The following is a 20,627-nucleotide window of genomic DNA, read 5'->3' as shown; positions in this document are numbered from 1 at the left end:
CATGGACATCGTCCTGCTCTCGCGCCTGCAATTCGCGATCACCGCGCTCTATCATTTCCTGTTCGTGCCGCTGACGCTGGGTCTTTCCCTGATCCTGGTCATCACCGAGTGCGTCTATGTCATGACCGGCCGCACGATCTGGCGCGACATGACGAAATTTTGGGGCACGCTGTTCGGCATCAACTTCGCCATGGGCGTCGCGACCGGCATCACCATGGAATTCCAGTTCGGCACCAACTGGGCCTATTACGCGCACTATGTCGGCGACGTGTTCGGCACGCCGCTCGCGCTGGAGGGCCTGATGGCCTTCTTCCTCGAATCGACGCTGGTCGGGCTTTTCTTCTTCGGCTGGAACCGGATGTCGAAGGTCGGTCATCTGGTGGTGACGGCCGGCGTGGCGCTCGGCAGCAATTTGTCGGCGCTCTGGATCCTGATCGCCAATGGCTGGATGCAGTTCCCGGTCGGCGCGAAATTCAACCCCGACACGATGCGCATGGAAGTCACGGATTTCACCGCGGTTCTGTTCAATCCCGTGGCGCAGGCGAAATTCGTGCACGCCGTCGCGGCCGGCTACGTCACCGGATCGGTCTTCGTCCTGGCGATCTCGGCGCTGTATCTCCTGCAGAACCGTCACCGCGCCCTGGCGCTGCGTTCGATGACGGTCGCCGCCAGCTTCGGCCTGGCGAGCGCCCTCTGCGTCGTCGTGCTGGGGGACGAGAGCGGCTATACCGCCTCCGCCAACCAGAAGATGAAGATCGCCGCCATCGAATCGATGTGGGAGACCGAGCCCGCGCCGGCCTCCTTCACGCTGATCGGCATCCCAGATCTGGCCGGCAGGCGCACCGACTACGCGGTGAAAATCCCCTGGGTCCTAGGCCTCATCACCACCAGGTCGACCGACACCGTCGTGCCCGGCATCAACGATCTGGTGAAGCTCGCGGCGACACGCATCCGAAATGGCCTGATCGCCTATGACACGCTGGCAAAGCTCCGCGCCGACCGCGGCAACGTCCAATTGCGCGCGCAGTTGGACGCCCATGTCGCCGATCTCGGCTATGCGCTGCTGCTCAAGCGCTTCCGCCCGGATATCGAACACGCAACCGACGCCGACATCGCCCGCGCCGCGGAAACGACGATCCCCAACGTGCCGGTGCTGTTCTGGGCCTTCCGCCTGATGGTCGCCTGCGGCTTCTGGTTCATCGCCCTGTTCGGCTGTGCGTTCTATCTCTCGGCGACGCGCCGGCTCGACCGCTATAGGCTCTTTCTCATCGCCGCCTTCGCCAGCCTGCCGCTGCCCTGGCTGGCCGCCGAGCTCGGCTGGATCGTCGCGGAATATGGCCGCCAGCCCTGGGTGATCGAGGGCGTGCTGCCGACCTTCCTCGGCGTCTCGGGCACCGACGCGCACAACGTGCTGTTCAGCCTGCTGGGCTTCGTCGTCTTCTATTCCGGTCTTGCCGTCGCCGACGTCTATCTGATGGTCAAATACATCCGCCTCGGACCCGACGAGACGCTCGGCCATCCCGTCGCCGCGCCGGGCATGCGCGGGGAGGTGGTCGCATGAGGTACGAACTTCTCCGCCTGATCTGGTGGGCGCTGCTCGGCATTCTGCTGATCGGCTTCGCGGTCACCGACGGTTACGACCTCGGCAGCGCCATGCTTTCGCCTTTCGTCGCGCGCAACGATCTTGAACGCCGCCAGGTGATCAACACCATCGGCCCGTTCTGGGAGGGCAACCAGGTCTGGTTCGTCCTCGGGGGCGGGGCGATCTTCGCCGCATGGCCCGCGCTCTACGCGGCATCGTTCTCCGGCCTCTATCTGGCGATGTTCGCGGTGCTGGCGTCGCTGATCTTCCGGCCGCTCGCCATCGTCTATCGCAGCAAGCTGGCGAACACCCGCTGGCGTGCCTGGTGGGACGGCGTGCTGTTCGTCACCGGCTTAGTGCCGGCGCTGATCTTCGGCGTCGCCTTCGGCAATCTGTTCCTCGGCGTGCCCTTCGGCTTCGACGCGGAGCTGCGGTTTCATTCGGAGATAACGCTTATCGGCCTGCTCAGGCCCTTCGCGCTGGCGTTCGGACTGGTGAGCCTCGCCATGCTGACGCTGCACGGCGCGACCTGGCTATCGCTGAAGGCTGATGGTCCCGTTGGACTGCGAGCGCGCCGCATCGTTCCGTTCGCGGCGCTGGCCTTCATCGTCCTGTTCGACCTGTCGGGCCTGTGGGTCAGCGTCATCGACGGTTACCGGATCACGTCGGTCGTCCTGCCGGACGGGCCATCGAACCCGCTGCATAAGCTGGTCTATCGCGATCCGCCGGTGAACTGGCTGGACAATTACGCGGCACATCCCGCGCTCTGGCTGGCGCCGCTTCTGGCGAATGCCGGCGCGCTGGCCGCGATCGTTCTGCGCCCGCGGCCGGTGCTGGCCCTGCTGTCGTCGGGTCTTGCCGTCGCCGCGACCGTCGCCACGGCCGGTTTTGCGCTATTCCCCTTCCTGTTGCCCTCGTCGAGCGAGCCGAACGCCAGCCTGACCGTCTGGGATGCGTCGTCCAGCAAGTTGACGCTTGCGATCATGCTCGGCTGTGTCGCGCTCTTCCTGCCCCTGGTGCTGGCCTACAGCGGCTGGGTCTACCGCGTGATGCGCGGTCCGGTGCGCACCGAGGACATCGCCCGCGATCACGGAGCGTATTGAGATGATCGCTTTTTCAACAATAAGACTGTCATGCCCGCGAAGGCGGGCATCCAGGCCACACGCCGTGCCGGCTGCCTTGGATTCCTGCCTTCGCGGGAATGACAATCGGATTTGAATCGGAAGGACGCCGGAATGTGGTACTTCGCCTGGATTCTGGGCCTGGGTTTCGCGGTCGCCTTCGCCGTCCTGAACGCGATGTGGATCGAGTTCGACGAAGAGTGATCACGATATCCTGAACTGCCGCGCCTCGTCGTCCTGCCGCGCCTTGACGCCGTTGCGCGTCGTATAGGCGCCGTCGGGGGCGTATTGCAGGATATAGGCCTTGCGCACCGACCCCTTGACCAGATTGGGCCCCGTGCGGTGCGGCGCCAGCGAGGAGAACGCGATCACGTCGCCCGCCTTGCCCGGCACGCACACCGCGTCCGGTACGGTCTCCAGGCATTTGAATCCGAGCGGCGTCAGCCAGTGCGCCAGCGTGCCGCGCTTGTGCACGCCCGGCGCGATCCAGGGACAGCCGTTCTCCGCGTCGACATCGACCAGCGGAATCCACAGCGTCAGGTACTGCTGCGGTTGGATAAAGGTGTAGCCGTTGTCCTGGTGCCAGGGGAATTCCTGCGCCTTACCGGTCTTCTTGTAGACCGACTGGTCCCAATAGAGCCGCACCGCGCCGCCGATCAGGTCGTGGCAGATCGCCTGGATTTTCGGATGCGCCGCGAAGCGCTTCAGCACGTCGGATTTGGTCACCATGTGGATCGTGAAGGTGATGACGTCGGCCTCGGAGATCGAAATGCGCCCGCCCATGCTGCGGAGCTGCTCTTCCGCCTTGGCCTCCAGCGGATCGATCGCGGCGGCGACGGCCGCGACCTCTTCCGGCGTGAACACACCTTCGAGCCTGACGAAGCCCTGGTCGTCGAACTGCGCGTACTGCTCCGGCGTCAGCGCCCGCAAACCCTTCGGCGCCGGCATCGACCACGCGAAGTCCTTGTTGAGCGGATGCGGCCTGATCTCGCGAACCGGTGCGGACATCTCAACCCCGCGTATAGGTCACGCCGCCGTCGACGATGATCGTCGAGCCGACGACATAGTCGCCGGCGCGGCTGGCGAGGAAGATCGCCGCGCCCGCCATGTCCTCGGTCGTTCCGATGCGGCGCGCCGGGATCATCTTGGAGACGGCGTCGCCGTGATCGCGCGCCTCGCGGTTCATGTCGGAGGCGAAGGCGCCCGGCGCGATCGCGCTCACCGCGATATTGTCGCGGATCAGCCGCATCGCCATGCGCTTGGTGAGATGGATGAGGCCGGATTTCGAGGCCGCGTAGGAATAGGTCTCCTGCATGTTCACCGAGATGCCGTCCACGGACGCGATGTTGATCACCTTGGCCAGCCGTTCCCTGGCGCCGGCGGCGCGCAGCGCATGGTGCAGCGCCTGCGTCAGGAAGAACGGCGTCTTGACGTTCAGGTCCATGACCTTGTCCCAGCCGCTCTCGGGGAATTCGTCGAACTCGGCGCCCCAGGCCGCGCCGGCATTGTTCACCAGGATGTCGAGCTTGTTCTCGTATTTGAGATAGGCGTCCGCCATCGCCTTGGCGCCGTCCGCGCCGGACGCGTTCGAGGTGATCGCGATGCACGGCCCGATCGCCGACAGCTCCTTGGCCGTCTCCTCGAGCTGGCCGCCCTTGCGCGCCGAGATGTAGACCTTGGCCCCCTGGTGCAGGAAGCCCTCGGCGATCATCCGGCCGATGCCGCGGGAGCCTCCGGTGATCAGGGCCGTCTTGCCGGCGAGCGAGAAAAGGTCCTTCATCGTGGTTCTCCGAAATGGCGTTGGCGGCGATGTTTTACACAAGCGCAGTTGCTGTCAAACCTTGCCGTCGCTATGAGGAAGGCCGGATTTAAGGGCTTTCGCCATGGCCGCGCCACATCCCGAACTGCTCAGGCTGCGCGACAGCATCGACAATATCGACGCCGCGCTGATCCACATGCTGGCGGAACGCTTCCGCTGCACCCAGGCGGTCGGCGTATACAAGGCGGCGCACGGCCTTCCGCCGGCCGACCCGGCGCGCGAAGCCCAGCAGATCGCGCGCCTGCGCCAGCTTGCCGATAGCGCCAAGCTCGATCCCGATTTCGCCGAGAAATTCCTCAATTTCATCGTCACCGAAGTGATCCGCCACCACGAAGCGATCCGCCAGCAGCATTCCTGACGCGCCCTTGAAGGGCGGCGCGCGGTCGCTATCATGGCCCGACAATAAAAGCCCAGCCCCGCGGGAGCCGCCTATGGACCTTTCCTTTTCGCCCGAAGAAGAAGCCTTTCGCCAGGAGGTCCGCGCCTTCATCGCCGAGGCCAAGCCCAAGCTGCCCGCCGCGATCGGCGCGCCGGAGGCCGGCACGCGCTCCAAGGACGACTACCTCGCCTGGCACAAGCTTCTCTACAAGAAGGGCTGGGTCGCGCCGCTTTGGCCCAAGCAGTATGGCGGAACCGGTTGGAACGTGACGCAGCGTTACATTTTCAACGAGGAAGTCGCCAACGCCGAGATGCCGACCACGCTGCCCTTCGGCCTCAACATGGTGGCGCCGGTGATCTTCACCTTCGGCAATGACGAGCAGAAGCAGAAATACCTGCCGCGCATCCTCTCCGGCGAGGATTGGTGGTGCCAGGGCTATTCCGAGCCGGGCTCGGGCTCCGACCTCGCCTCGCTCCGCACCAAGGCGGTGCGCGAGGGCGACTATTACATCGTCAACGGCCAGAAGACCTGGACCACGCTGGCGCAATATGCCGACTGGATTTTCTGCCTCGTGCGCACCGATCCCAATGTGAAACAGCAGGAAGGCATCACCTTCCTTCTCATCGACATGAAGACGCCCGGCATCACCGTCAAGCCGATCATCGTGCTGGACGGCGCGCATGAGGTGAACGAGGTGTTCTTCGACAACGTCAAGGTGCCGGTCGCCAACCGCGTCGGCGAGGAGAACAAGGGCTGGACCTACGCCAAATTCCTGCTCGTCAACGAGCGCTCCGGCATCGCCGGCACCGCGCGCTCCAAGAAGGCGACGCAGCGGCTGAAGGACATCGCCCGCGCTGAGACGCTGGACGGCGTGCCGCTGATCGAGGACGAGGATTTCGCGCGCAAGATCGCCGATCTGGAGATTGACCTCGCGGCGCTCGAATACACCGAGCTCCGCACCCTCGCGCAGGAAGCCAAGGGCCACATGGCGGGTCCGGAAAGCTCGATCCTCAAGATCCGCGGCACCGAGATCCAGCAGCGCATCACGGAATTGACGGTGGAGGCGATCGGCTACTTCGCCTACCCCAATGAGCGCATGCTGGGCAGCAACGAGTTCATCGGCCCGGACTATGCGCTGGGCGAGGCCGGCCACTACTTCAACATGCGCAAGGCCTCGATCTACGGCGGCTCGAACGAGATCCAGCGCAACATCATCGCCAAGGCGGTGCTGGGACTGTGATGAATTTCCTCCCCCGCTGTTGCGGGGGAGGTGGCACGGCGAAGCGCAGCGAAGCCGTGACGGAGGAGGCCCCCTCCGCCTCGCCCCGCTCGGCACCTCCCCCGCAACAGCGGGGGAGGAAACACGTTAGGAAACGACAATGGATTTCTCCTTCAGCGAAGAGCAGACGCTCCTGCGCAATTCGGTCTCGAAATACCTGGCCGACAACTACAAATTCGAGCAGTGGCGCAAGTTCACGCGCGGCGAAACGGGCCGCGATCCCAACCACTGGAAGCAGTTCGCCGAGCTCGGCCTGTTCGCGGCGGCGCTGCCGGAGGCATATGGCGGACTGGGCGGCGGCGCGGTCGACAACCTCGTGATCATGGAGGAGTTCGGCAAGGCGCTGGTGGTCGAGCCCTATGTGCCGACGGTCGTGATCGGCGGCGGCCTCGTGAATGCCGGCGGCAGCGAGGCGCAGAAGTCCGAATGGCTGGGCAAGATCGCCGCCGGCGAGACGCTGCTCGCCTTCGCCTTCGCCGAGCCCAAGGGCCGCTACAATCTCGCCGATCTCACGACCACGGCGAAGAAGCAGGGCTCGGGCTATGTGCTGAACGGCCAGAAGGCCGTGGTGCTCGGCGCGCCCTGGGCCGATCATTTGATCGTTACCGCGCGCACCGCGGGCGGCCAGCGCGAACGTAGCGGTGTCAGCGTCTTCGTCGTCGACAAGAAGGCCAAGGGCATCACCACGCGGGACTATCCGACGGTCGATTCCTATCGCGCCTCCGAGATCACCTTCGAGAATGTCGAGGTGCCCGCCGCAGCGCTGATCGGCCCGGCCGATGGCGGCCTGCCGCTGGTCGAGAAGGCAGTCGACGAGGCCATCGCCGCGATCTGCGCCGAGGCGACCGGCGCGATGAAGGTGCTGGTCGACACCACGGTCGAATATTCGAAGACCCGCAAGCAGTTCGGCGTGCCGATCGGCAAGTTCCAGGTGCTCCAGCATCGCATGGTCGACATGTTCGTGCAGTACGAGCAGTCGGTTTCGATCACGCTCATGGTCACGCTCAAGCTCGGCGAGAGCGAGGTGGAACGCGCCAAGGCGGCTTCGGCGGCGAAGGTGACGGTCGGCAAGGCCGGTCGCTATGTCGGCCAGCAGGCGGTCCAGGTCCATGGCGGCATCGGCATGACCGACGAGCTCAATGTCGGCCACTATTTCAAGCGGCTGACCCTGATCGACACGCTGTTCGGCAACACCGACCACCACTTGAAGCGCTTCGCCGCGCTGGGCTAGCTCGCCGCCCGCAGCTTCATGCGCGCCCGCTCGCGCGGCAGGACGACGGTGACGCGCGTGCCTTCGTTCCGGGCGCTCTGCAGCGTGACGCGGCCGCCATGCGCCTCGGCCAGCCCCTTGACGATGGGAAGGCCCAATCCCGTGCCCTTGTCCGCCAGGATGGCGTCGTGACGGCCCTGTCCGAAGCTCTCGAACACCTTGGCGTGCTCCTCCGGCGGGATGCCGACCCCGTTGTCGGCGATGCCGAAGGCCAGCGTGCCGTCCCGGAGTACGTTCGCGAACGCCGTCACGCGACCGCCGGGCTGGGTGAACTTGATCGCGTTGGACGCCAAGTTGACGAGGATCTGACGCACCGCCCGCTCGTCGGCGAACACGTTCGGGAAAGCCCGCTCGACATGCACGGCCAGCGTCAGGCCGCCGGCGACCGCGCGCGCCCTCATCATCTGCGCGACCTCGTCCATCGAGACGCGCAGGTCGAGTTCGGCCTCGCGCAGGCTGAGGCGGCCGGCTTCGATCTTGGCGAGGTCCAGGATGTCGTTGATCAGCGAGAGCAGGTGCTCGCCCGATCCGTGGATATAGCCTCCGTATTCCGCGTATTGCGCGATCGCTCCCGGTCCCATCGCCTTTGTCGCGATGATTTCGGAAAAGCCGAGGATCGCGTTCAGCGGCGTGCGCAGCTCGTGGCTCATATTGGCGAGAAAGGCGGACTTCGCCATGCTCGCTTGTTCGGCCTTGTAGCGCGCAGCATCGGATTCATCCTTGGCCGCTTTCAGATTGTCGATCAGCCCGGAACGCTCATACTCCAGAAGCAGCATGCGCTCGCGCGTGGTATAGTTCATCATCAGATGGGCGCGCATCAATATCCAGTAGCCGATCGCCAGGCCCGCGAGCAGGAAGCCGCCGGTCCGGCTATCGGCCAGCGGAATGGCCAGCAGCGTGGCGAAGTATCCCGGCATCGCCCCCGCCGCCGAGGCCAGATGATACGCCCCGATCGAGCTCCAGGCCGACAGCGAACAGGCGAGAGCCGTGAACATCATGGCTTCGCTCTCGATATTGCCCGGCACCAGAAGGTCGTAGCACATGCCGCACCAGAGGCCGCCCAGGACGATGGTGAGACGAGCGAAAGCGCGCGAACGCCGCCGGATGTCGGCCTGCGAATGGTCCGCTGTCGCCAGAAGCCTGCGATAGTAAAGCGTGCCGGCGGTATAGCCGAGGGCGAGCGCGCACGGCCAGAAGACGAGATGCCGAAGCGGCAGCAGGTGATATTCGGCGAGCGAGAGCAGGGCCGCCGCCAGGGGCGCGACGAACATGTTGGCCCATGTCCCCTTGTGCGCCATGGCAAGCTGGTCGTCGACCAGCCTCAGTTCGGTCGGCGTCGAGGGGAACAGCGAGCGCAGGATGTCGGCGCGGAAATCCGCGATCGTCCGTACGGCTTGCCCGCCCAAGGCGGCGATCGATATCAACGTCGGCTCCGCGATGCTTCTCGATGCCAGAATGCGCCGCCACCCGTTAATGGAGCTTTTCGCCCTCACGCCTGAAGGATGGTAAATTCGTCTTTACCCTATATGGAGAGAAACTCATGCCCGCCTTGCTGCTCGAGAAGAACGGTACCGTCGTCACGCTCACGATCAACCGCCCGGAGAGCCGCAATCCCCTGGGTGAGGAGGGCGATGGCCCGCTCTTCGCCGAGGCCTGCGCCGCGATCAATGACGACCGCGAAGTGCGCTGCGCGATCCTGACGGGCGCCGGTTCCGCTTTCTCGGCCGGAGGCAATGTGAAGGCGATGCGCGAGCGCTCCGGCAGCTTCGCCGGCGCCGGCATCCACATTCGCGAGCGCTACCGCACCGGTATCCATCGCATCGTCAAGAGCCTGTGGAACCTCGAAGTGCCCCTGATCGCGGCGGTGAACGGCCCCGCCATCGGCCTCGGCAACGACGTCGCCTGTCTTGCCGATATGCGGCTCGCCGCCGACACGGCGGTCTTCGGCGCGACCTTCCTGCGCATCGGCCTGGTGCCGGGTGATGGCGGCTCGTGGATTCTGCCGCGCACCATCGGCCATGCCCGCGCCGCCGAGCTGTTCTTCACCGGCGACACGGTAGACGCGCAGACCGCGCTCGCCTGGGGCCTCGTCAGCCGTGTCGTGCCGGCGGCCACGCTGATGGATGAGGCGCGCGCCCTGGCCGCCCGGATCGTGCGTCAGCCGCCGGATGTCCTGCGCATGACCAAGCGCATGATGCGCGAGGGGCAGAACGTCAGCTTCGACATCATCATGGAGATGTCCGCCGCCTATCAGTCCCTGGCGCATCTGACCGAGGATCATCAGGAGGCCGTCTCCGCCTTCTTCGAAAAGCGCCAGGGCATCTACAAGGGGCAGTAAGGCCCTAAACCGCGACGGCCATCGCCTTGGCCGCGACGACGCGGGCGGCGGGCAGGTGCACGATCACGGTCGTGCCTTCGCCGACCGTGCTCAACAGCTCGATGCGGCCGTCATGTGCCTCGACCAGGCCCTTGACGATCGGAAGCCCGAGGCCGGTGCCCTTGTCGGCGATGACGACGTCGTGACGGCCCTGACCGAAATTCTGGAATACGCGCTCCTGGTCTTCGCGCGCGATGCCGACGCCCGTATCGCTCACGCCGAACACGACGCCGCCGTCCCGGCCGGCTCGCGCGAACACGGTCACGCGGCCCCCTTGCGGGGTGAATTTGATCGCGTTGGACATGAGGTTCAGCAGGATCTGCTTGAGGGCGCGCTCGTCGCAACGCAGGCGCGGCAGGCCTTGCTCGATCCGGGTTTCGAGGCTGCTGCCATTGGCTTCGGCGCGGGGCCGCACCATCGCCGTCGTCTCGACCGCGATCGCCGCCAGGTCGAATTCGGATTCGCGCAACGTCCAGCTCCCCGCCTCGATCTTGGCGAGGTCGAGGATGTCGTTGATCAGCGTCAGCAGGTGATGGCCGGAATCGTGGATAAGGCCGGCATATTCATAGTGCTTGTTCGGCTTTTCCGCGAACACCCGCGACGTGATCATCTCGGAAAAGCCCAGTATGGCGTTGAGCGGCGTGCGCAGCTCGTGGCTCATATTGGCGAGGAACTGGGACTTGGCGCGGCTCGCGGCCTCCGCGTGCTCGCGGGCGGCGTCCGATTCCGCCTTGGAGCGCGCCAGCGCGTCGATGAGATCGTTCTTCTCGTACCGCAGCAGCAGCATGTCGCGCGCCGTCAGGAATATCTGACGCGACATGTAGATCATATAAGCGATGTAGAGCACCGCCAGCAGCGCCAGCCCGTTATAGACCGTGCCGCCGCTCTGCAGCGGCGCCAGCACCAGCGAAAGGCCATAGCAGCCATAGGACACGATCGTCAGCGCCCGGCTCGCGCCGACCAGCGCTCCGTTTCCCGCGACCGTGCAGGCCAGCAGCATGATGACGATCAGGCAGGCGAGGTCGTTATGCGGCACCCAGAGGAAGAAGCCGAGCGATGCCCATCCGACGGCGAACACGAAATAGGCGGCCGTGGCGATCAGCAGGGGCCGGCCGCCTTCGGCCGGCATCCCTGCGCCATAGCGCCGCGACACCAGCGCGATCGGGATTCCGGCCACCGCCACGACGGCGAACCATAGGACAAGCTGCCCTGCCGGCAACCACTGACGGAACAGGATGCAGATCACGGCGGCGAGCGCCGGCATCATCCACGCATTGGGTTGGAGATTGCGCAACGCCAGGCCGAGTTGATCCAGCGCGAGCTTTTGCTCGCGCGCGCCGGTACTCGTGCTCGGCGGACTCGCGGACATCCCTTCCCCGGAAGGCGTGACGCGGTAAAGATGGGGCAGGGCAGGTTAAATTGGACTAAAGGCGCTTTGCGCTTGGCTAACGGCCGGTTTACCGTCCTGCCCGGTCAATCATTGGAGGATTGCATGGCTATCGGCGTGATCGCGACGATCAAGATCAAGGAAGGCACGAACGCGGCGTTCGAGGCCGTGGCGAAGGACCTGATGGCTGCGGTGCGCGCCAAGGAGCCGGGCAACCTGTTCTACCAGTTCTGCAAGGCCGATCCCACGACCTATGTCGTGATGGAGGTCTATGCCGACCAGGCGGCGGTGGAAGCGCACCGCAATTCCGAGCACTTCAAGATGATCGGCGTGAACATGGGCCCCGTCATGACGGGCCGGCCCGAAATCCAGATTCTCGAGACGGTCTAGAATCTCGCGAACGGCACCAGCATCGCGGTCTTGCGCGCATAGGCGTCATACGCCTCGGCGCCCAATTCCGTGCGCAGGAATCGCTCTTCGAGCCGCGCCTTGATGTACCAGCCGAGCGCCATGAGTGTCGCGCCGGCGAAAACCGCCAACGTGCCTTGCGCCGCGGCCGTGGCGTAGCTCGCGACGATGATGCCTGTGTAGATCGGGTGCCGCACGATGCGATAAGGCCCCGTGTCGACGACCCGGTGGTTTTCCTTGCGCGTGATGGCGCCGGACCACAGCCGGCCGAGATGGATTCGCGCCCACCAGGAGAAGGCGAACCCCGCCGCAGTCACCGCCGCGAGCGCCAGCACGACGCCGTTGGGCGCGAGCCACAGCGTCACCCGGGGTAGGGGTACGATGTCCAGCAGCAGTATGGCGCCGACCAGCGTGAAGATGCGATAGGTTACGCTGAAGGCTGGTCGCTTCTGCGTGCGCGACGTCCAGGCCGCGGCGACGAACCACGACACCGCCCAGGCGACCCAGATGGCGTAAAACAGCACCCTGATCGACATCGCCCCTCCGTTTTGCGTGAGGTGGTGCGTCCGACCTCAGAAAGCAATGGCCTTGGCGTGGCGCACATGCGGAATCCTGCGGATCTCGGCCAGCACTTTCTCGTCGACCGGCCCGTCGACCTCGACCAGGCAGATCGACTCGCCGCCGGGCTCGCCGCGCCCCAGGTTGAAGTTCGCGATATTGACCTTGGCGTCGCCCAGAAGCGTGCCGAGCCTTCCGATGAAGCCCGGCTTGTCCTCGTTCACGACGTACAGCATGTTCGGTGCGAACTCGGCTTCCAGATTGATGTCCTTGATCTGGATGAAGCGCGGCTGTCCGGCGGAGAACACCGTGCCGGCGACGCGCCGCTTCGTGCCGCCCAGGTCCACCGCCACCCGGATATAGCCTTCATAGATGCCCTGTCGCGGTCGGCGCGATTCGGTGATCACGATGCCGCGTTCCTTCGCGACCACGGGCGCGTTGACCATGTTCACGCCCGACAGGGTCGGCTTGAGCAGTCCGGCGAGCACGGCCTGGGTCAGCGCGCGCTGGTTCAGCTCCGCGGCGATGCCTTCGTAGAGGATTTCCACGCCCAGGATGCTGGTCTCCGTCACCTGGCCGCAGAACGAGCCGAGCTTTTCGGCGAGCGAAATCCACGGACGCACCTTCTGCGCCTCCGCCGCCGTGATCGCCGGCATGTTGAGCGCATTGGTGATCGCACCGGTCAGCAGATAGTCGGAAATCTGCTCTGCCACCTGCAACGCGACATTTTCCTGCGCCTCGCTGGTCGAGGCGCCGAGATGCGGCGTCGCGATGACCTTCTCGTTGCCGAACAGGATATTGGATTTGGCCGGTTCCTCCTCGAACACGTCGAGCGCCGCGCCCGCCACATGTCCGGAATCCAACGCCACCTTCAGCGCCGCCTCGTCGATCAACCCGCCGCGCGCGCAGTTGATGATCCGCACGCCCTTCTTCGTCTTGTTGATCGCGTCCGCCGACAGGATATTCCTGGTCTCGGCCGTCAAAGGCACATGCAGCGTGATGAAATCGGCGCGCGCCAGAAGGTCCGCGAGTTCGACCTTCTCCACGTCCAGATCCTGCGCCCGCTCGGGCGAGAGATAGGGATCGTAGGCGACGACACGCATCTTCAGGCCGCGCGCCCGGTCGGCGACGATGGAGCCGATATTGCCGGCGCCGATCAGGCCGAGCACCTTGCCGGTGATCTCGACGCCCATGAAGCGGTTCTTCTCCCACTTGCCCGCCTGGGTGGAGGCGTTGGCGGCGGGAAGCTCCCGCGCCAGCGCCAGCATCAGCGAGATGGCGTGTTCGGCGGTGGTGATCGAATTGCCGAACGGCGTGTTCATCACGATGACGCCCGCGGCGGTCGCGGCCGGGATGTCGACATTGTCGACGCCGATGCCGGCGCGGCCGACGACCTTCAGGTTCTTGGCCGCCTTGATGACCTCGGCCGTGACCTTGGTCGCGGAGCGGATGGCGATGCCGTCATATTGATCGACGATCTTGAGCAGCTCGTCTTTCGCAAGGCCGGTCTTCACATCGGCTTCGACGCCGCGTTCCTTGAAGATGGCGACGGCGGCGGGCGACAGCTTGTCGGCGATAAGGACTTTGGGCATGGCCTTAGACTTTCTTCACTTGGCCCCAGGCCCAGTCGAGCCAGGGCGTCAATGCCTCGAGATCGGATTTGTCGACGGTCGCGCCGCACCAGATGCGCAGGCCGGGCGGTGCCGAGCGGTAGCCGCCGATGTCATAGGCGACGCCTTCTTTCTCCAGCAGCGAAGCGATCTTCTTGGCCGCGTCGGCCTGGGCGTCTTCGCTCAAGGCTTGGAACCACGGATCGACGATCTTCAGGCACACACTGGTGTTCGAGCGCGCGCCCTGCTCGCGGGCGAGGAAATCCGCCCAGCCGGTCTCGCGGGTCCAGCGGTCCAGCACACCGAGATTGGCTTGGCTGCGGCCGATCAGCGCCTTCAGCCCGCCGATGCCTTCCGCCCAGGTCAGGGCGTCGAGATAGTCCTCGAGCGCCAGCATGGACGGCGTGTTGATGGTCTCGCCTTCGAAGATGCCGTCGACGATCTTGCCGCCCTTGGTCATGCGGAAGATCTTCGGCATCGGCCAGGGCGGCGTGTAGCTTTCGAGCCGCGTCACCGCACGCGGCGACAGCACCAGCATGCCATGCGCCGCCTCGCCGCCCAGCACCTTCTGCCAGGAGAACGTCGCGACATCGAGCTTGTCCCAAGGCAGGTCCATCGCGAAGGCGGCGCTGGTCGCGTCGCAGATCGTCAGGCCTTCGCGGTCGTTCGAAATCCAATCCGCATCCGGCACGCGCACGCCGCTGGTCGTGCCGTTCCACAGGAACACGACGTCATGCGTCGGATCGGCCTTCGTCAGGTCGGGCAATTCGCCATAGGCCGCCTTGAAGATGCGGCTGTCCTTGATCTTGAGCTGCTTGATCGTGTCGGTGACCCAATCCTCGCCGAAGCTTTCCCAGGCAAAGCAGTCGACGGGGCGCGGCCCCAGCATCGACCACAGCGCCATCTCGACGGCGCCGGTATCCGACGCCGGCACGATGCCGACGCGATAATCCGCCGGGATGCCCAGCAGCGATTTGGTGCGGTCGATGGCGTTTTTGAGCTTGGCTTTGCCCGGCTTGGAACGGTGCGACCGTCCCAGCAACGCGCCGTTCAGCGCTTCAGGTGTCCAACCCGGCCGTTTGGCGCAGGGTCCGGACGAAAAAAAAGGCCGTGCGGGTCGCACGGCCGGCATATTCCCGGTCATGTTCATTCCTTTCAGAATGATCGCACCTCGTTGGGGAGGCGTGGCCCGGTCCCTATGTACGGATTCGCATCGCGTCCGTCAATTCCGTAGCATCCGCCTGCGACACATTGGGGCCACGACATGCGTTCGACGCTATTCGCAATTCTTTCGCTTTCCCTCGCGTTCGCGCTTTCTCCCGCCCGGGCGGCGACACGGATCGACGATCCGGTGAAGTTCGTGACGCAGCTCTATGCGACGGCCGTCGGCAGGAAGCCGGAGCCTGACGACATCTATAGCGACCGGCTCAAGGCGCTCTGGGGCCTCGACAACAAGGAGGCGCATGGCGAGGTCGGCCGCGTCGATTTCGATTTCTGGATGAACGGCCAGGACGGCACGGTCAGCGGCGTCAAGATCTCCAAGATCGACGTCGACAACGCGCCCGGCCGCCTGATCGTCGTTGCGAAATTCAAGAACGAGCAGACGCCCAACGAAATCCATTTCTACTTCGAGAAGACGGCGAAGGGCTGGAAGCTGGACGACGTCCGCTCGCTGCTGGGCGACCCGTGGGTCCTCTCGATTCAGCTCAAATATGGGTGGGACGGCAAGCAATAGGGCTGGGAACGGCGCGGGTGCGCGAGGCGTTTCCACCGGGAACCAAAAGGGGCTCTGCTATGACGAACAAGATCGTTGACGTGCCGACACCGCCCTCGCTGAGCATTCCGACCGACAAGCTCGGCTTCATCATCGAGAAGGCGCGGGAATACGACGTCAAGGAGGGCGACAGCGACCCGGATTCCGGATCGAACCCGACCGATGACGGTTCGGCGGACGTTCTGGAAGACGGGGCCGGCGATTCGACGCGGCAGGAACTATACGACGCCATCCGTTCGCTCAACGCCGACCAGCGTATCGAGCTGATCGCGCTGGCCTGGGTCGGCCGCGGCACCTACGACCTCGCGGAATGGAAGGAAGCGCTCGATACGGCGCAGCAGGAGCACGGCCATCGTCCCGCGCACTACCTGATGGAAATGCCGCTGCTCGGCGATTATCTCGAGGAAGGCCTCGACGCCTTCGGCGAATCCGTCGTGGACATGGACGACACGCGGGATACGACGCCGGACACCGACAACGCTTAAGAAAAGTCGACGACGGGTCTTAGCCACGTGCTCGGCCCATCGTCGGAAGCCGGAACGCAACGCTCGGCCACACAGATGTTCTGCATGGTGCATTCCAGCATCGCCAATGAAGCGTTCGAACGCGGTTAACGCGAGCGTGGCGAGGAACTTTTTAGAGCGTCTGGTAGAGGATCAGTGCGTCCACGAAACCCAAAGTCGGGTGCTCGAACGCACCGGGCAGCCGGCCGACAATCGCGAAACCGCAAGCCTGCCACAGATGCACCGCGCGGGCGTTGGTGGCGATCACAAGATTGAACTGCATCGCCCGATAGCCGCGCCGGCGCGCTTCGTCCAGCGAATGCAGGCACAACGCGCGGCCGACGCCGTGGCCCCAGGCCTGCGGCAACGTCAAGTATCCGCAATTGGCGACATGCGCCGCCGGCCCCGTAGAGTTAGCCTTCAGATAGTAGGTGCCGACCAGCTGTCCGCTCTCGTCTTCGGCGACGAAGATCGCGTGCTCGGGCTTCCACCAATAGGCGAGCGCCTGTTCGCGCGTAATGTCGCGCGGCTGGGGATAGGTCTCGGCGGCCCGCAAGGTCGGCTCCAGGATCCTCCAGATCGCCTCGTCGTCGCCGCGCGTTCCGGGTCTTATTCGGATCAGACTTCGATCTCCGCCGTCATGTAGAGCGCGCAAGGTCCGGACAGTATGGTCCGCGTACCGTCGTCGGTGCAAACCAGATCGCCGCCGCGCGGGCTGACCTGGCGCGCTTTCAGCGTCGTCTTGCCCAGCCGTTTGGACCAATAGGGCGTCAGCGCGCAATGCGCCGAGCCGGTCACCGGGTCCTCCGGGACGCCCTTCTCCGGCGCGAAGAAGCGCGAGACGAAGTCATAGCCCTGATCGCCCGGCGCCGTGACGATCAGGCCCCAGAGCCCCAGCGCATGCAGCACCCTCTGGATGTCGCCCGGTCCGGCGATGGTCCGCACAATCGCGGCATCGTCGAACACCGCGACGGCATAGCGGCCTTTCAGGATCGACGACGGCTGGGGCACGCCCAGCGCCTCGGCGATCTGCTTTGCCAGGCCGGGCACCTCGAACGGCGCAATGACATCGGAGGGCAGCGACATGACATGCCGGCCATCGCGGCCGCGCTCCACCGTCAGCGTGCCGGAGCGCGTCTCGAAATCGATCCGCTTCAAGTCCGGCGCAAGACGGTCGAACAACAGCCAGGCGCTGGCGAGCGTCGCATGGCCGCAAAGTTCTACTTCGGCTTCCGGGGTGAACCAGCGCAGGTGATACCGGCCTTCGCCCTTCGGCGCGAAGAACGCGGTCTCGGCGAGGTTGTTCTCGTTGGCGATCTTCTGCATCAGCGCATCGTCGATCCAGGCGTCGAGCGGCACGATCGCCGCCGGATTTCCGCCGAACGGTTTGTCCGAGAACGCATCGACCTGCCAGAGCTTGAGAGTCATTGAACGCCCCCTCGAGAAGGCGCCCACGCTAGACGCGCGACGCCGCCCCGCGAAATGCATCGCGGCGCATAACGGATATGTCTAGGACGTGGCCTCGACGACCACCGGCCGGCGGTCGTTGAGCGAGCTCTTCATTTGCTTCTGCAGCTTCTCGAAGGCGCGCACCTCGATCTGGCGCACCCGCTCGCGGGAGATGCCGTATTTCTGCGACAGCTCTTCCAGCGTCGCCGGCTCGTCCTGCAGGCGCCGCGCCTGGATGATGTCGCGCTCGCGCTCGGTTAGTTCGCCCAGCGCGCCGGTCAGCAGCGCGTGCCGCTCGCCGAGCTCCTCGCGATCCGCCATGCGGGTTTCCTGATCCAGCGTCTCGTCCGCCAGCCAGTCCTGCCACTCGCTCTCGGAATCCGAGCGCAGCGGCGCGTTGAGCGAAGAATCCGGACCCGACAGGCGCCGGTTCATGTCCGTCACTTCCTGCGCCGATACGCCGAGCTGGTCGGACAAAGTCGCGATATGCTCGCTCGTCAGATCGCCTTCCTCGATGGCGCCGATCTTGTTCTTGGCCTTGCGCAGGTTGAAGAACAGCTTCTTCTGGTTGGCCGTTGTGCCGAGCTTCACCAGGCTCCAGGATCGCAGGATGTATTCCTGGATCGCGGCGCGGATCCACCACATGGCATAGGTGGCGAGGCGGAAGCCCTTGTCGGGCTCGAACCGCTTGACCGCCTGCATCAAGCCGACATTGCCCTCCGCGACGATCTCGGAAACGGGAAGGCCGTAGCCGCGATAGCCCATGGCGATCTTGGCGACGAGGCGCAGATGGCTGGTGACGAGCTTGCGCGCGGCGCTGGGATCCTCGTGTTCCTTCCAGCGCTTGGCCAGCATGTATTCTTCTTCCGGCTCCAGAAGCGGGAACTTCCGGATTTCGGAGAGATATCGGGACAGGCCGCCTTCGCCTTGAAGGACCGGCAGGCCGCGGCTGCTCATGTACGAACCCCTTTCCTCCGCCAGCCCGATACCCAAGCGCATCGTTCGGCGGCTGCTGACCCACTCTACAACGTCTGAGCCCGCAGTTGGACAATGCGACCCTTTGGAAAGGTCGCGCCCCCGAAACAAATGGGAATGATTAAGACTTTTTCAAGCCGCGCAGGGCCTCCACCAGCGCCGCCAGGTCGGGCGGCCAAGGCGACTCGAACCGTAAGGTCTTGTGCAGGCTGGGATGCTGAAAACCCAGAATATAGGCGTGCAGCGCCTGGCGCGGAAAGCCCGCGGCTGCCGCGAAAGCCACGTCTTCGGCAGGGGTTTTTGGCCGGGGCGCCAGCCGCGCCCTGCCATAGGACGGGTCGCCAATCAGCGGGTGCCCGAGATGGGTCAGATGCACGCGGATTTGATGGGTGCGTCCGGTTTCCAGCCGGCACTCGATCAGGCTGGCGAAGGGCCGCGCCGGATCGCCGAAGGTTTCGATTACCCGATAGCGCGTCCGCGCCAGCTTGCCGCCGCCGCGCAGCACCGCCATGCGTTTGCGGTCGAACGGGTTGCGCCCGATCTGACCTTCCACCATGCCTTCGCCGGCCCGCGGCGCGCCCCAGACGACGGCATGATAGGCCCGCTCGATCGTGTGGTTGGCGAATTGCTTGGCAAGGCTGGTCATCGCGCGCTGGTTCTTCGCCGCGACCAGCAGCCCGCTCGTATCCTTGTCCAGGCGGTGCACGATGCCCGGCCGCGCCTCCCCGCCGACGCCCTGCAGTGACGCGCCGCAATGCGCGATCAGAGCGTTCACCAGCGTGCCGTCGGGATTGCCGGCCGCCGGATGGACCACGAGGCCCGCCGGCTTGTCGATCACGATCAGGTCCTGATCCTCGTAGACGACGTCGAGCGGGATGTCCTGACCCTGCGGTTTCGCGGGCTGGGGCGGCGGCACCGCAACCGTATAGGCCTCGCCCTGTTTGACCCTGTGGTTGGCGTCTCTTATCGTTTTCCGGGTGTGGGTGACGGCGCCGCCGTCTATCAGTTGCTGAAGGCGCGAGCGGCTGATATCGCCAAGCGACGCGGCCAGGAACCGGTCCAGCCGCCAGCCCGCCTGATCCTCGCCGACCAGGGCGCGGCGCGGAGCTTCCTCGGAGGATTTGGTGTCAGACATAGACGCGCCGGTCGATCCCAAGAGCACGATGAGCTATCGCGCGGCAAAGCTCGCCGTCATCGTGCTGTCCGCGCTTATCATCCTGGCGCTCGTGGGGCTAGTCGTCGGCATGGCCCTGAAGTTCTCGGGACATTCGCCCGGAAGCGCGTCGGCGGGCGGCGCGGCGTTCGTGCTGCCGCCCGGCGCCCGGGTCCTGAGCGTCCAGACCGCGCCCAACCGCCTCGTCCTCCAACTGCGCACGGAAAAGGGCGAGGAGGTCGACATCGTCAGCCTCGAGGACGGCCACCTGATCGCGCGGATCGCAACGCGGCAATGACCGCGCTGCACCTGCCTCGGGGCTTGCGGGAGCAGATCGTGCGGGAAGCGCGCCTGGCCTATCCGAACGAGTGTTGCGGCCTTCTCGAAGGCTCGACGGACGGCGCGCATGTCGTCGTCGCGGCGGCCCATGCCGCGCGGAACCTGTCGGATTGTCCCGACCGCTTCGAGATCGATCCGGCCGATCAGTTCCGTATCCTGCGCGCGGCGCGGGGGCGGGGCAGCGAGGTCGTGGGTTGCTACCACTCCCATCCCGGTGGCCGGTCCGAACCCTCGGCGCACGATCGCGCGGGCGCCGGCGAGACCGGCTTCGTCTGGCTCATCGCCGCTATTTCGGCCGGCGGCAGCGCCGCGATTGCGGCTTATATCTTTGACGGGAATGCGTTTGTGCCGCTCGCGTTTTCGGACGGCGCCTCGCTTGATCCCACGCGCGGCCTGAGGGTATAAGCGCCGCCTCGACCGCATGCTCCCATCGTCTAGCGGTTAGGACGCGGCCCTCTCAAGGCTGAAACCCGGGTTCGATTCCCGGTGGGAGCGCCATTTCCCAAATGTAGGGCAATTCCGGTCGCATTCCGTCGACGTGCGGCCGATTTTCAGACGCTTCAATCCCGCATCCGCCGGCCGCTTCCGGTTGGCGGTTTGGCCCGGCGCGAATAAGCTCGGGATCGCTGAATGCTGGAAGCGCG

The 20,627-nt window shown here is 65.3% G+C and carries 23 protein-coding genes and 1 tRNA gene; 13 read left to right on the top strand and 11 right to left on the bottom strand.

The annotated features are described in order from the left end of the window. Nucleotide 1 precedes the first annotated feature (1 nt). The 3 genes from WDN01_11255 (at nucleotide 2) to cydX (ending at nucleotide 2,907) form a co-directional block, all read left to right on the top strand. On the top strand, nucleotides 2–1,561 hold the full coding sequence (locus WDN01_11255) for a cytochrome ubiquinol oxidase subunit I (protein ID MEJ0026594.1): 1,560 nt from the start codon (nucleotides 2–4) through the stop codon (nucleotides 1,559–1,561). Continuing rightward, nucleotides 1,558–2,685 carry a cytochrome d ubiquinol oxidase subunit II gene (cydB, locus tag WDN01_11250; GenBank protein ID MEJ0026593.1) on the top strand — a complete coding sequence of 376 codons (1,128 nt, stop codon included), beginning with the start codon at nucleotides 1,558–1,560 and terminating at the stop codon, nucleotides 2,683–2,685. Before WDN01_11255 ends, cydB begins: the two co-directional genes overlap by 4 nt. 132 nt (nucleotides 2,686–2,817) lie before the next feature. Then, nucleotides 2,818–2,907, top strand: coding sequence for a cytochrome bd-I oxidase subunit CydX (gene cydX / locus WDN01_11245; GenBank protein ID MEJ0026592.1), 90 nt, complete (start codon nucleotides 2,818–2,820; stop codon nucleotides 2,905–2,907). Here the strand turns inward: cydX and WDN01_11240 are convergent, their stop codons facing one another. Continuing rightward, complete coding sequence (locus tag WDN01_11240) at nucleotides 2,908–3,711, bottom strand: phytanoyl-CoA dioxygenase family protein (protein ID MEJ0026591.1); 804 nt, start codon at nucleotides 3,709–3,711, stop codon at nucleotides 2,908–2,910. A gap of 1 nt (nucleotide 3,712) precedes the next feature. Next, complete coding sequence (locus tag WDN01_11235) at nucleotides 3,713–4,483, bottom strand: SDR family oxidoreductase (protein MEJ0026590.1); 771 nt, start codon at nucleotides 4,481–4,483, stop codon at nucleotides 3,713–3,715. Between the two features lie 103 nt (nucleotides 4,484–4,586). Between WDN01_11235 and WDN01_11230 the strand changes: the two genes are divergently transcribed. From WDN01_11230 to WDN01_11220, 3 genes are all read left to right on the top strand, one after another. Then, entirely contained in the window at nucleotides 4,587–4,880 is a 294-nt protein-coding gene (locus WDN01_11230) for a chorismate mutase (GenBank protein ID MEJ0026589.1), read from the top strand. A gap of 73 nt (nucleotides 4,881–4,953) precedes the next feature. Beyond that, nucleotides 4,954–6,141, top strand: a complete 1,188-nt coding sequence (locus WDN01_11225) for an acyl-CoA dehydrogenase family protein (protein ID MEJ0026588.1) — start codon at nucleotides 4,954–4,956, stop codon at nucleotides 6,139–6,141. 139 nt (nucleotides 6,142–6,280) lie between these two features. Further along, on the top strand, nucleotides 6,281–7,411 hold the full coding sequence (locus tag WDN01_11220) for an acyl-CoA dehydrogenase family protein (GenBank protein MEJ0026587.1): 1,131 nt from the start codon (nucleotides 6,281–6,283) through the stop codon (nucleotides 7,409–7,411). Here the strand turns inward: WDN01_11220 and WDN01_11215 are convergent. Continuing rightward, the gene (locus WDN01_11215; GenBank protein MEJ0026586.1) at nucleotides 7,408–8,874 is read right to left on the bottom strand and encodes an ATP-binding protein; all 1,467 of its coding nucleotides are present in this window, start codon (nucleotides 8,872–8,874) and stop codon (nucleotides 7,408–7,410) included. The genes WDN01_11220 and WDN01_11215 overlap by 4 nt on opposite strands. Nucleotides 8,875–8,990: 116 nt before the next feature. On the opposite strand from WDN01_11215, the gene WDN01_11210 reads away from it, so the two are divergent. Beyond that, on the top strand, nucleotides 8,991–9,788 hold the full coding sequence (locus WDN01_11210; protein ID MEJ0026585.1) for a crotonase/enoyl-CoA hydratase family protein: 798 nt from the start codon (nucleotides 8,991–8,993) through the stop codon (nucleotides 9,786–9,788). 4 nt (nucleotides 9,789–9,792) lie between these two features. Here WDN01_11210 and WDN01_11205 read toward each other — a convergent pair whose 3' ends face one another. Further along, a complete protein-coding gene (locus WDN01_11205) occupies nucleotides 9,793–11,196 on the bottom strand; it encodes a HAMP domain-containing sensor histidine kinase (GenBank protein MEJ0026584.1) in 1,404 nt (467 codons plus the stop codon). Nucleotides 11,197–11,319: 123 nt separating this feature from the next. Here WDN01_11205 and WDN01_11200 point away from each other — a divergent pair, with 123 nt between their 5' ends. Then, nucleotides 11,320–11,604 (top strand): putative quinol monooxygenase, encoded by a 285-nt coding sequence (locus WDN01_11200; GenBank protein ID MEJ0026583.1) that lies wholly within the window; start codon nucleotides 11,320–11,322, stop codon nucleotides 11,602–11,604. Here the strand turns inward: WDN01_11200 and WDN01_11195 are convergent. From WDN01_11195 to WDN01_11185, 3 genes are read right to left on the bottom strand one after another with little or no spacing between them, the layout of a single operon-like run. Beyond that, complete coding sequence (locus WDN01_11195; GenBank protein ID MEJ0026582.1) at nucleotides 11,601–12,158, bottom strand: isoprenylcysteine carboxylmethyltransferase family protein; 558 nt, start codon at nucleotides 12,156–12,158, stop codon at nucleotides 11,601–11,603. The two genes, WDN01_11200 and WDN01_11195, sit on opposite strands and share 4 nt — an antisense overlap. Before the next feature lie 36 nt (nucleotides 12,159–12,194). Then, nucleotides 12,195–13,772, bottom strand: a complete 1,578-nt coding sequence (serA, locus tag WDN01_11190; GenBank protein ID MEJ0026581.1) for a phosphoglycerate dehydrogenase — start codon at nucleotides 13,770–13,772, stop codon at nucleotides 12,195–12,197. A 4-nt stretch (nucleotides 13,773–13,776) separates the two neighbouring features. Beyond that, nucleotides 13,777–14,922: a phosphoserine transaminase gene (locus WDN01_11185; protein MEJ0026580.1), complete on the bottom strand. Its 1,146-nt coding sequence runs from the start codon at nucleotides 14,920–14,922 to the stop codon at nucleotides 13,777–13,779. A gap of 132 nt (nucleotides 14,923–15,054) precedes the next feature. Between WDN01_11185 and WDN01_11180 the strand changes: the two genes are divergently transcribed. Together WDN01_11180 and WDN01_11175 are read left to right on the top strand one after the other, a co-directional pair. Beyond that, the gene (locus WDN01_11180; GenBank protein MEJ0026579.1) at nucleotides 15,055–15,525 is read left to right on the top strand and encodes a DUF3828 domain-containing protein; all 471 of its coding nucleotides are present in this window, start codon (nucleotides 15,055–15,057) and stop codon (nucleotides 15,523–15,525) included. A 59-nt stretch (nucleotides 15,526–15,584) separates the two neighbouring features. Beyond that, nucleotides 15,585–16,049: a DUF3775 domain-containing protein gene (locus WDN01_11175; protein MEJ0026578.1), complete on the top strand. Its 465-nt coding sequence runs from the start codon at nucleotides 15,585–15,587 to the stop codon at nucleotides 16,047–16,049. 151 nt (nucleotides 16,050–16,200) lie between these two features. On the opposite strand, the gene WDN01_11170 is transcribed toward WDN01_11175, so the two are convergent. The 4 genes from WDN01_11170 to WDN01_11155 all read right to left on the bottom strand — a co-directional run bounded on the left by WDN01_11170 (nucleotide 16,201) and on the right by WDN01_11155 (nucleotide 19,626). Then, the gene (locus WDN01_11170; protein MEJ0026577.1) at nucleotides 16,201–16,623 is read right to left on the bottom strand and encodes a GNAT family N-acetyltransferase; all 423 of its coding nucleotides are present in this window, start codon (nucleotides 16,621–16,623) and stop codon (nucleotides 16,201–16,203) included. Nucleotides 16,624–16,685: 62 nt separating this feature from the next. Further along, nucleotides 16,686–17,495, bottom strand: a complete 810-nt coding sequence (locus tag WDN01_11165; protein MEJ0026576.1) for a PhzF family phenazine biosynthesis protein — start codon at nucleotides 17,493–17,495, stop codon at nucleotides 16,686–16,688. 81 nt (nucleotides 17,496–17,576) lie between these two features. Next, entirely contained in the window at nucleotides 17,577–18,473 is an 897-nt protein-coding gene (gene rpoH / locus WDN01_11160) for an RNA polymerase sigma factor RpoH (GenBank protein MEJ0026575.1), read from the bottom strand. A gap of 139 nt (nucleotides 18,474–18,612) precedes the next feature. After that, complete coding sequence (locus tag WDN01_11155; GenBank protein ID MEJ0026574.1) at nucleotides 18,613–19,626, bottom strand: RluA family pseudouridine synthase; 1,014 nt, start codon at nucleotides 19,624–19,626, stop codon at nucleotides 18,613–18,615. On the opposite strand from WDN01_11155, the gene WDN01_11150 reads away from it, so the two are divergent. The 3 genes from WDN01_11150 to WDN01_11140 all read left to right on the top strand — a co-directional run bounded on the left by WDN01_11150 (nucleotide 19,616) and on the right by WDN01_11140 (nucleotide 20,481). Continuing rightward, nucleotides 19,616–19,942 (top strand): hypothetical protein, encoded by a 327-nt coding sequence (locus WDN01_11150; GenBank protein MEJ0026573.1) that lies wholly within the window; start codon nucleotides 19,616–19,618, stop codon nucleotides 19,940–19,942. The two genes, WDN01_11155 and WDN01_11150, sit on opposite strands and share 11 nt — an antisense overlap. Then, on the top strand, nucleotides 19,939–20,388 hold the full coding sequence (locus WDN01_11145; protein MEJ0026572.1) for a M67 family metallopeptidase: 450 nt from the start codon (nucleotides 19,939–19,941) through the stop codon (nucleotides 20,386–20,388). The genes WDN01_11150 and WDN01_11145 overlap by 4 nt, the downstream gene beginning before the upstream one ends. An 18-nt stretch (nucleotides 20,389–20,406) precedes the next feature. After that, nucleotides 20,407–20,481, top strand: a tRNA-Glu gene (locus tag WDN01_11140). Nucleotides 20,482–20,627: the final 146 nt, after the last annotated feature.

The organism is Rhizomicrobium sp. (assembly GCA_037200985.1).
In the GTDB taxonomy this organism is placed as follows: Bacteria; Pseudomonadota; Alphaproteobacteria; order Micropepsales; family Micropepsaceae; genus Rhizomicrobium.
Note: the sequence above shows the minus strand (reverse complement) of the source record. Positions and strands in the feature narration are given on the sequence as shown.

Excerpts from the sequence above, each read along its gene's own strand:
- WDN01_11255 (MEJ0026594.1), top strand. The coding sequence starts at position 2 with ATGGACATCGTCCTGCTCTCGCGCCTGCAATTCGCGATCACCGCGCTC.
- cydB (MEJ0026593.1), top strand. The coding sequence starts at position 1,558 with ATGAGGTACGAACTTCTCCGCCTGATCTGGTGGGCGCTGCTCGGCATT.
- cydX (MEJ0026592.1), top strand. The coding sequence starts at position 2,818 with ATGTGGTACTTCGCCTGGATTCTGGGCCTGGGTTTCGCGGTCGCCTTC.
- WDN01_11240 (MEJ0026591.1), bottom strand. The coding sequence starts at position 3,711 with ATGTCCGCACCGGTTCGCGAGATCAGGCCGCATCCGCTCAACAAGGAC.
- WDN01_11235 (MEJ0026590.1), bottom strand. The coding sequence starts at position 4,483 with ATGAAGGACCTTTTCTCGCTCGCCGGCAAGACGGCCCTGATCACCGGA.
- WDN01_11230 (MEJ0026589.1), top strand. The coding sequence starts at position 4,587 with ATGGCCGCGCCACATCCCGAACTGCTCAGGCTGCGCGACAGCATCGAC.
- WDN01_11225 (MEJ0026588.1), top strand. The coding sequence starts at position 4,954 with ATGGACCTTTCCTTTTCGCCCGAAGAAGAAGCCTTTCGCCAGGAGGTC.
- WDN01_11220 (MEJ0026587.1), top strand. The coding sequence starts at position 6,281 with ATGGATTTCTCCTTCAGCGAAGAGCAGACGCTCCTGCGCAATTCGGTC.
- WDN01_11210 (MEJ0026585.1), top strand. The coding sequence starts at position 8,991 with ATGCCCGCCTTGCTGCTCGAGAAGAACGGTACCGTCGTCACGCTCACG.
- WDN01_11205 (MEJ0026584.1), bottom strand. The coding sequence starts at position 11,196 with ATGTCCGCGAGTCCGCCGAGCACGAGTACCGGCGCGCGCGAGCAAAAG.
- WDN01_11200 (MEJ0026583.1), top strand. The coding sequence starts at position 11,320 with ATGGCTATCGGCGTGATCGCGACGATCAAGATCAAGGAAGGCACGAAC.
- WDN01_11195 (MEJ0026582.1), bottom strand. The coding sequence starts at position 12,158 with ATGTCGATCAGGGTGCTGTTTTACGCCATCTGGGTCGCCTGGGCGGTG.
- serA (MEJ0026581.1), bottom strand. The coding sequence starts at position 13,772 with ATGCCCAAAGTCCTTATCGCCGACAAGCTGTCGCCCGCCGCCGTCGCC.
- WDN01_11185 (MEJ0026580.1), bottom strand. The coding sequence starts at position 14,922 with ATGCCGGCCGTGCGACCCGCACGGCCTTTTTTTTCGTCCGGACCCTGC.
- WDN01_11180 (MEJ0026579.1), top strand. The coding sequence starts at position 15,055 with ATGCGTTCGACGCTATTCGCAATTCTTTCGCTTTCCCTCGCGTTCGCG.
- WDN01_11175 (MEJ0026578.1), top strand. The coding sequence starts at position 15,585 with ATGACGAACAAGATCGTTGACGTGCCGACACCGCCCTCGCTGAGCATT.
- WDN01_11165 (MEJ0026576.1), bottom strand. The coding sequence starts at position 17,495 with ATGACTCTCAAGCTCTGGCAGGTCGATGCGTTCTCGGACAAACCGTTC.
- rpoH (MEJ0026575.1), bottom strand. The coding sequence starts at position 18,473 with ATGAGCAGCCGCGGCCTGCCGGTCCTTCAAGGCGAAGGCGGCCTGTCC.
- WDN01_11155 (MEJ0026574.1), bottom strand. The coding sequence starts at position 19,626 with ATGTCTGACACCAAATCCTCCGAGGAAGCTCCGCGCCGCGCCCTGGTC.
- WDN01_11145 (MEJ0026572.1), top strand. The coding sequence starts at position 19,939 with ATGACCGCGCTGCACCTGCCTCGGGGCTTGCGGGAGCAGATCGTGCGG.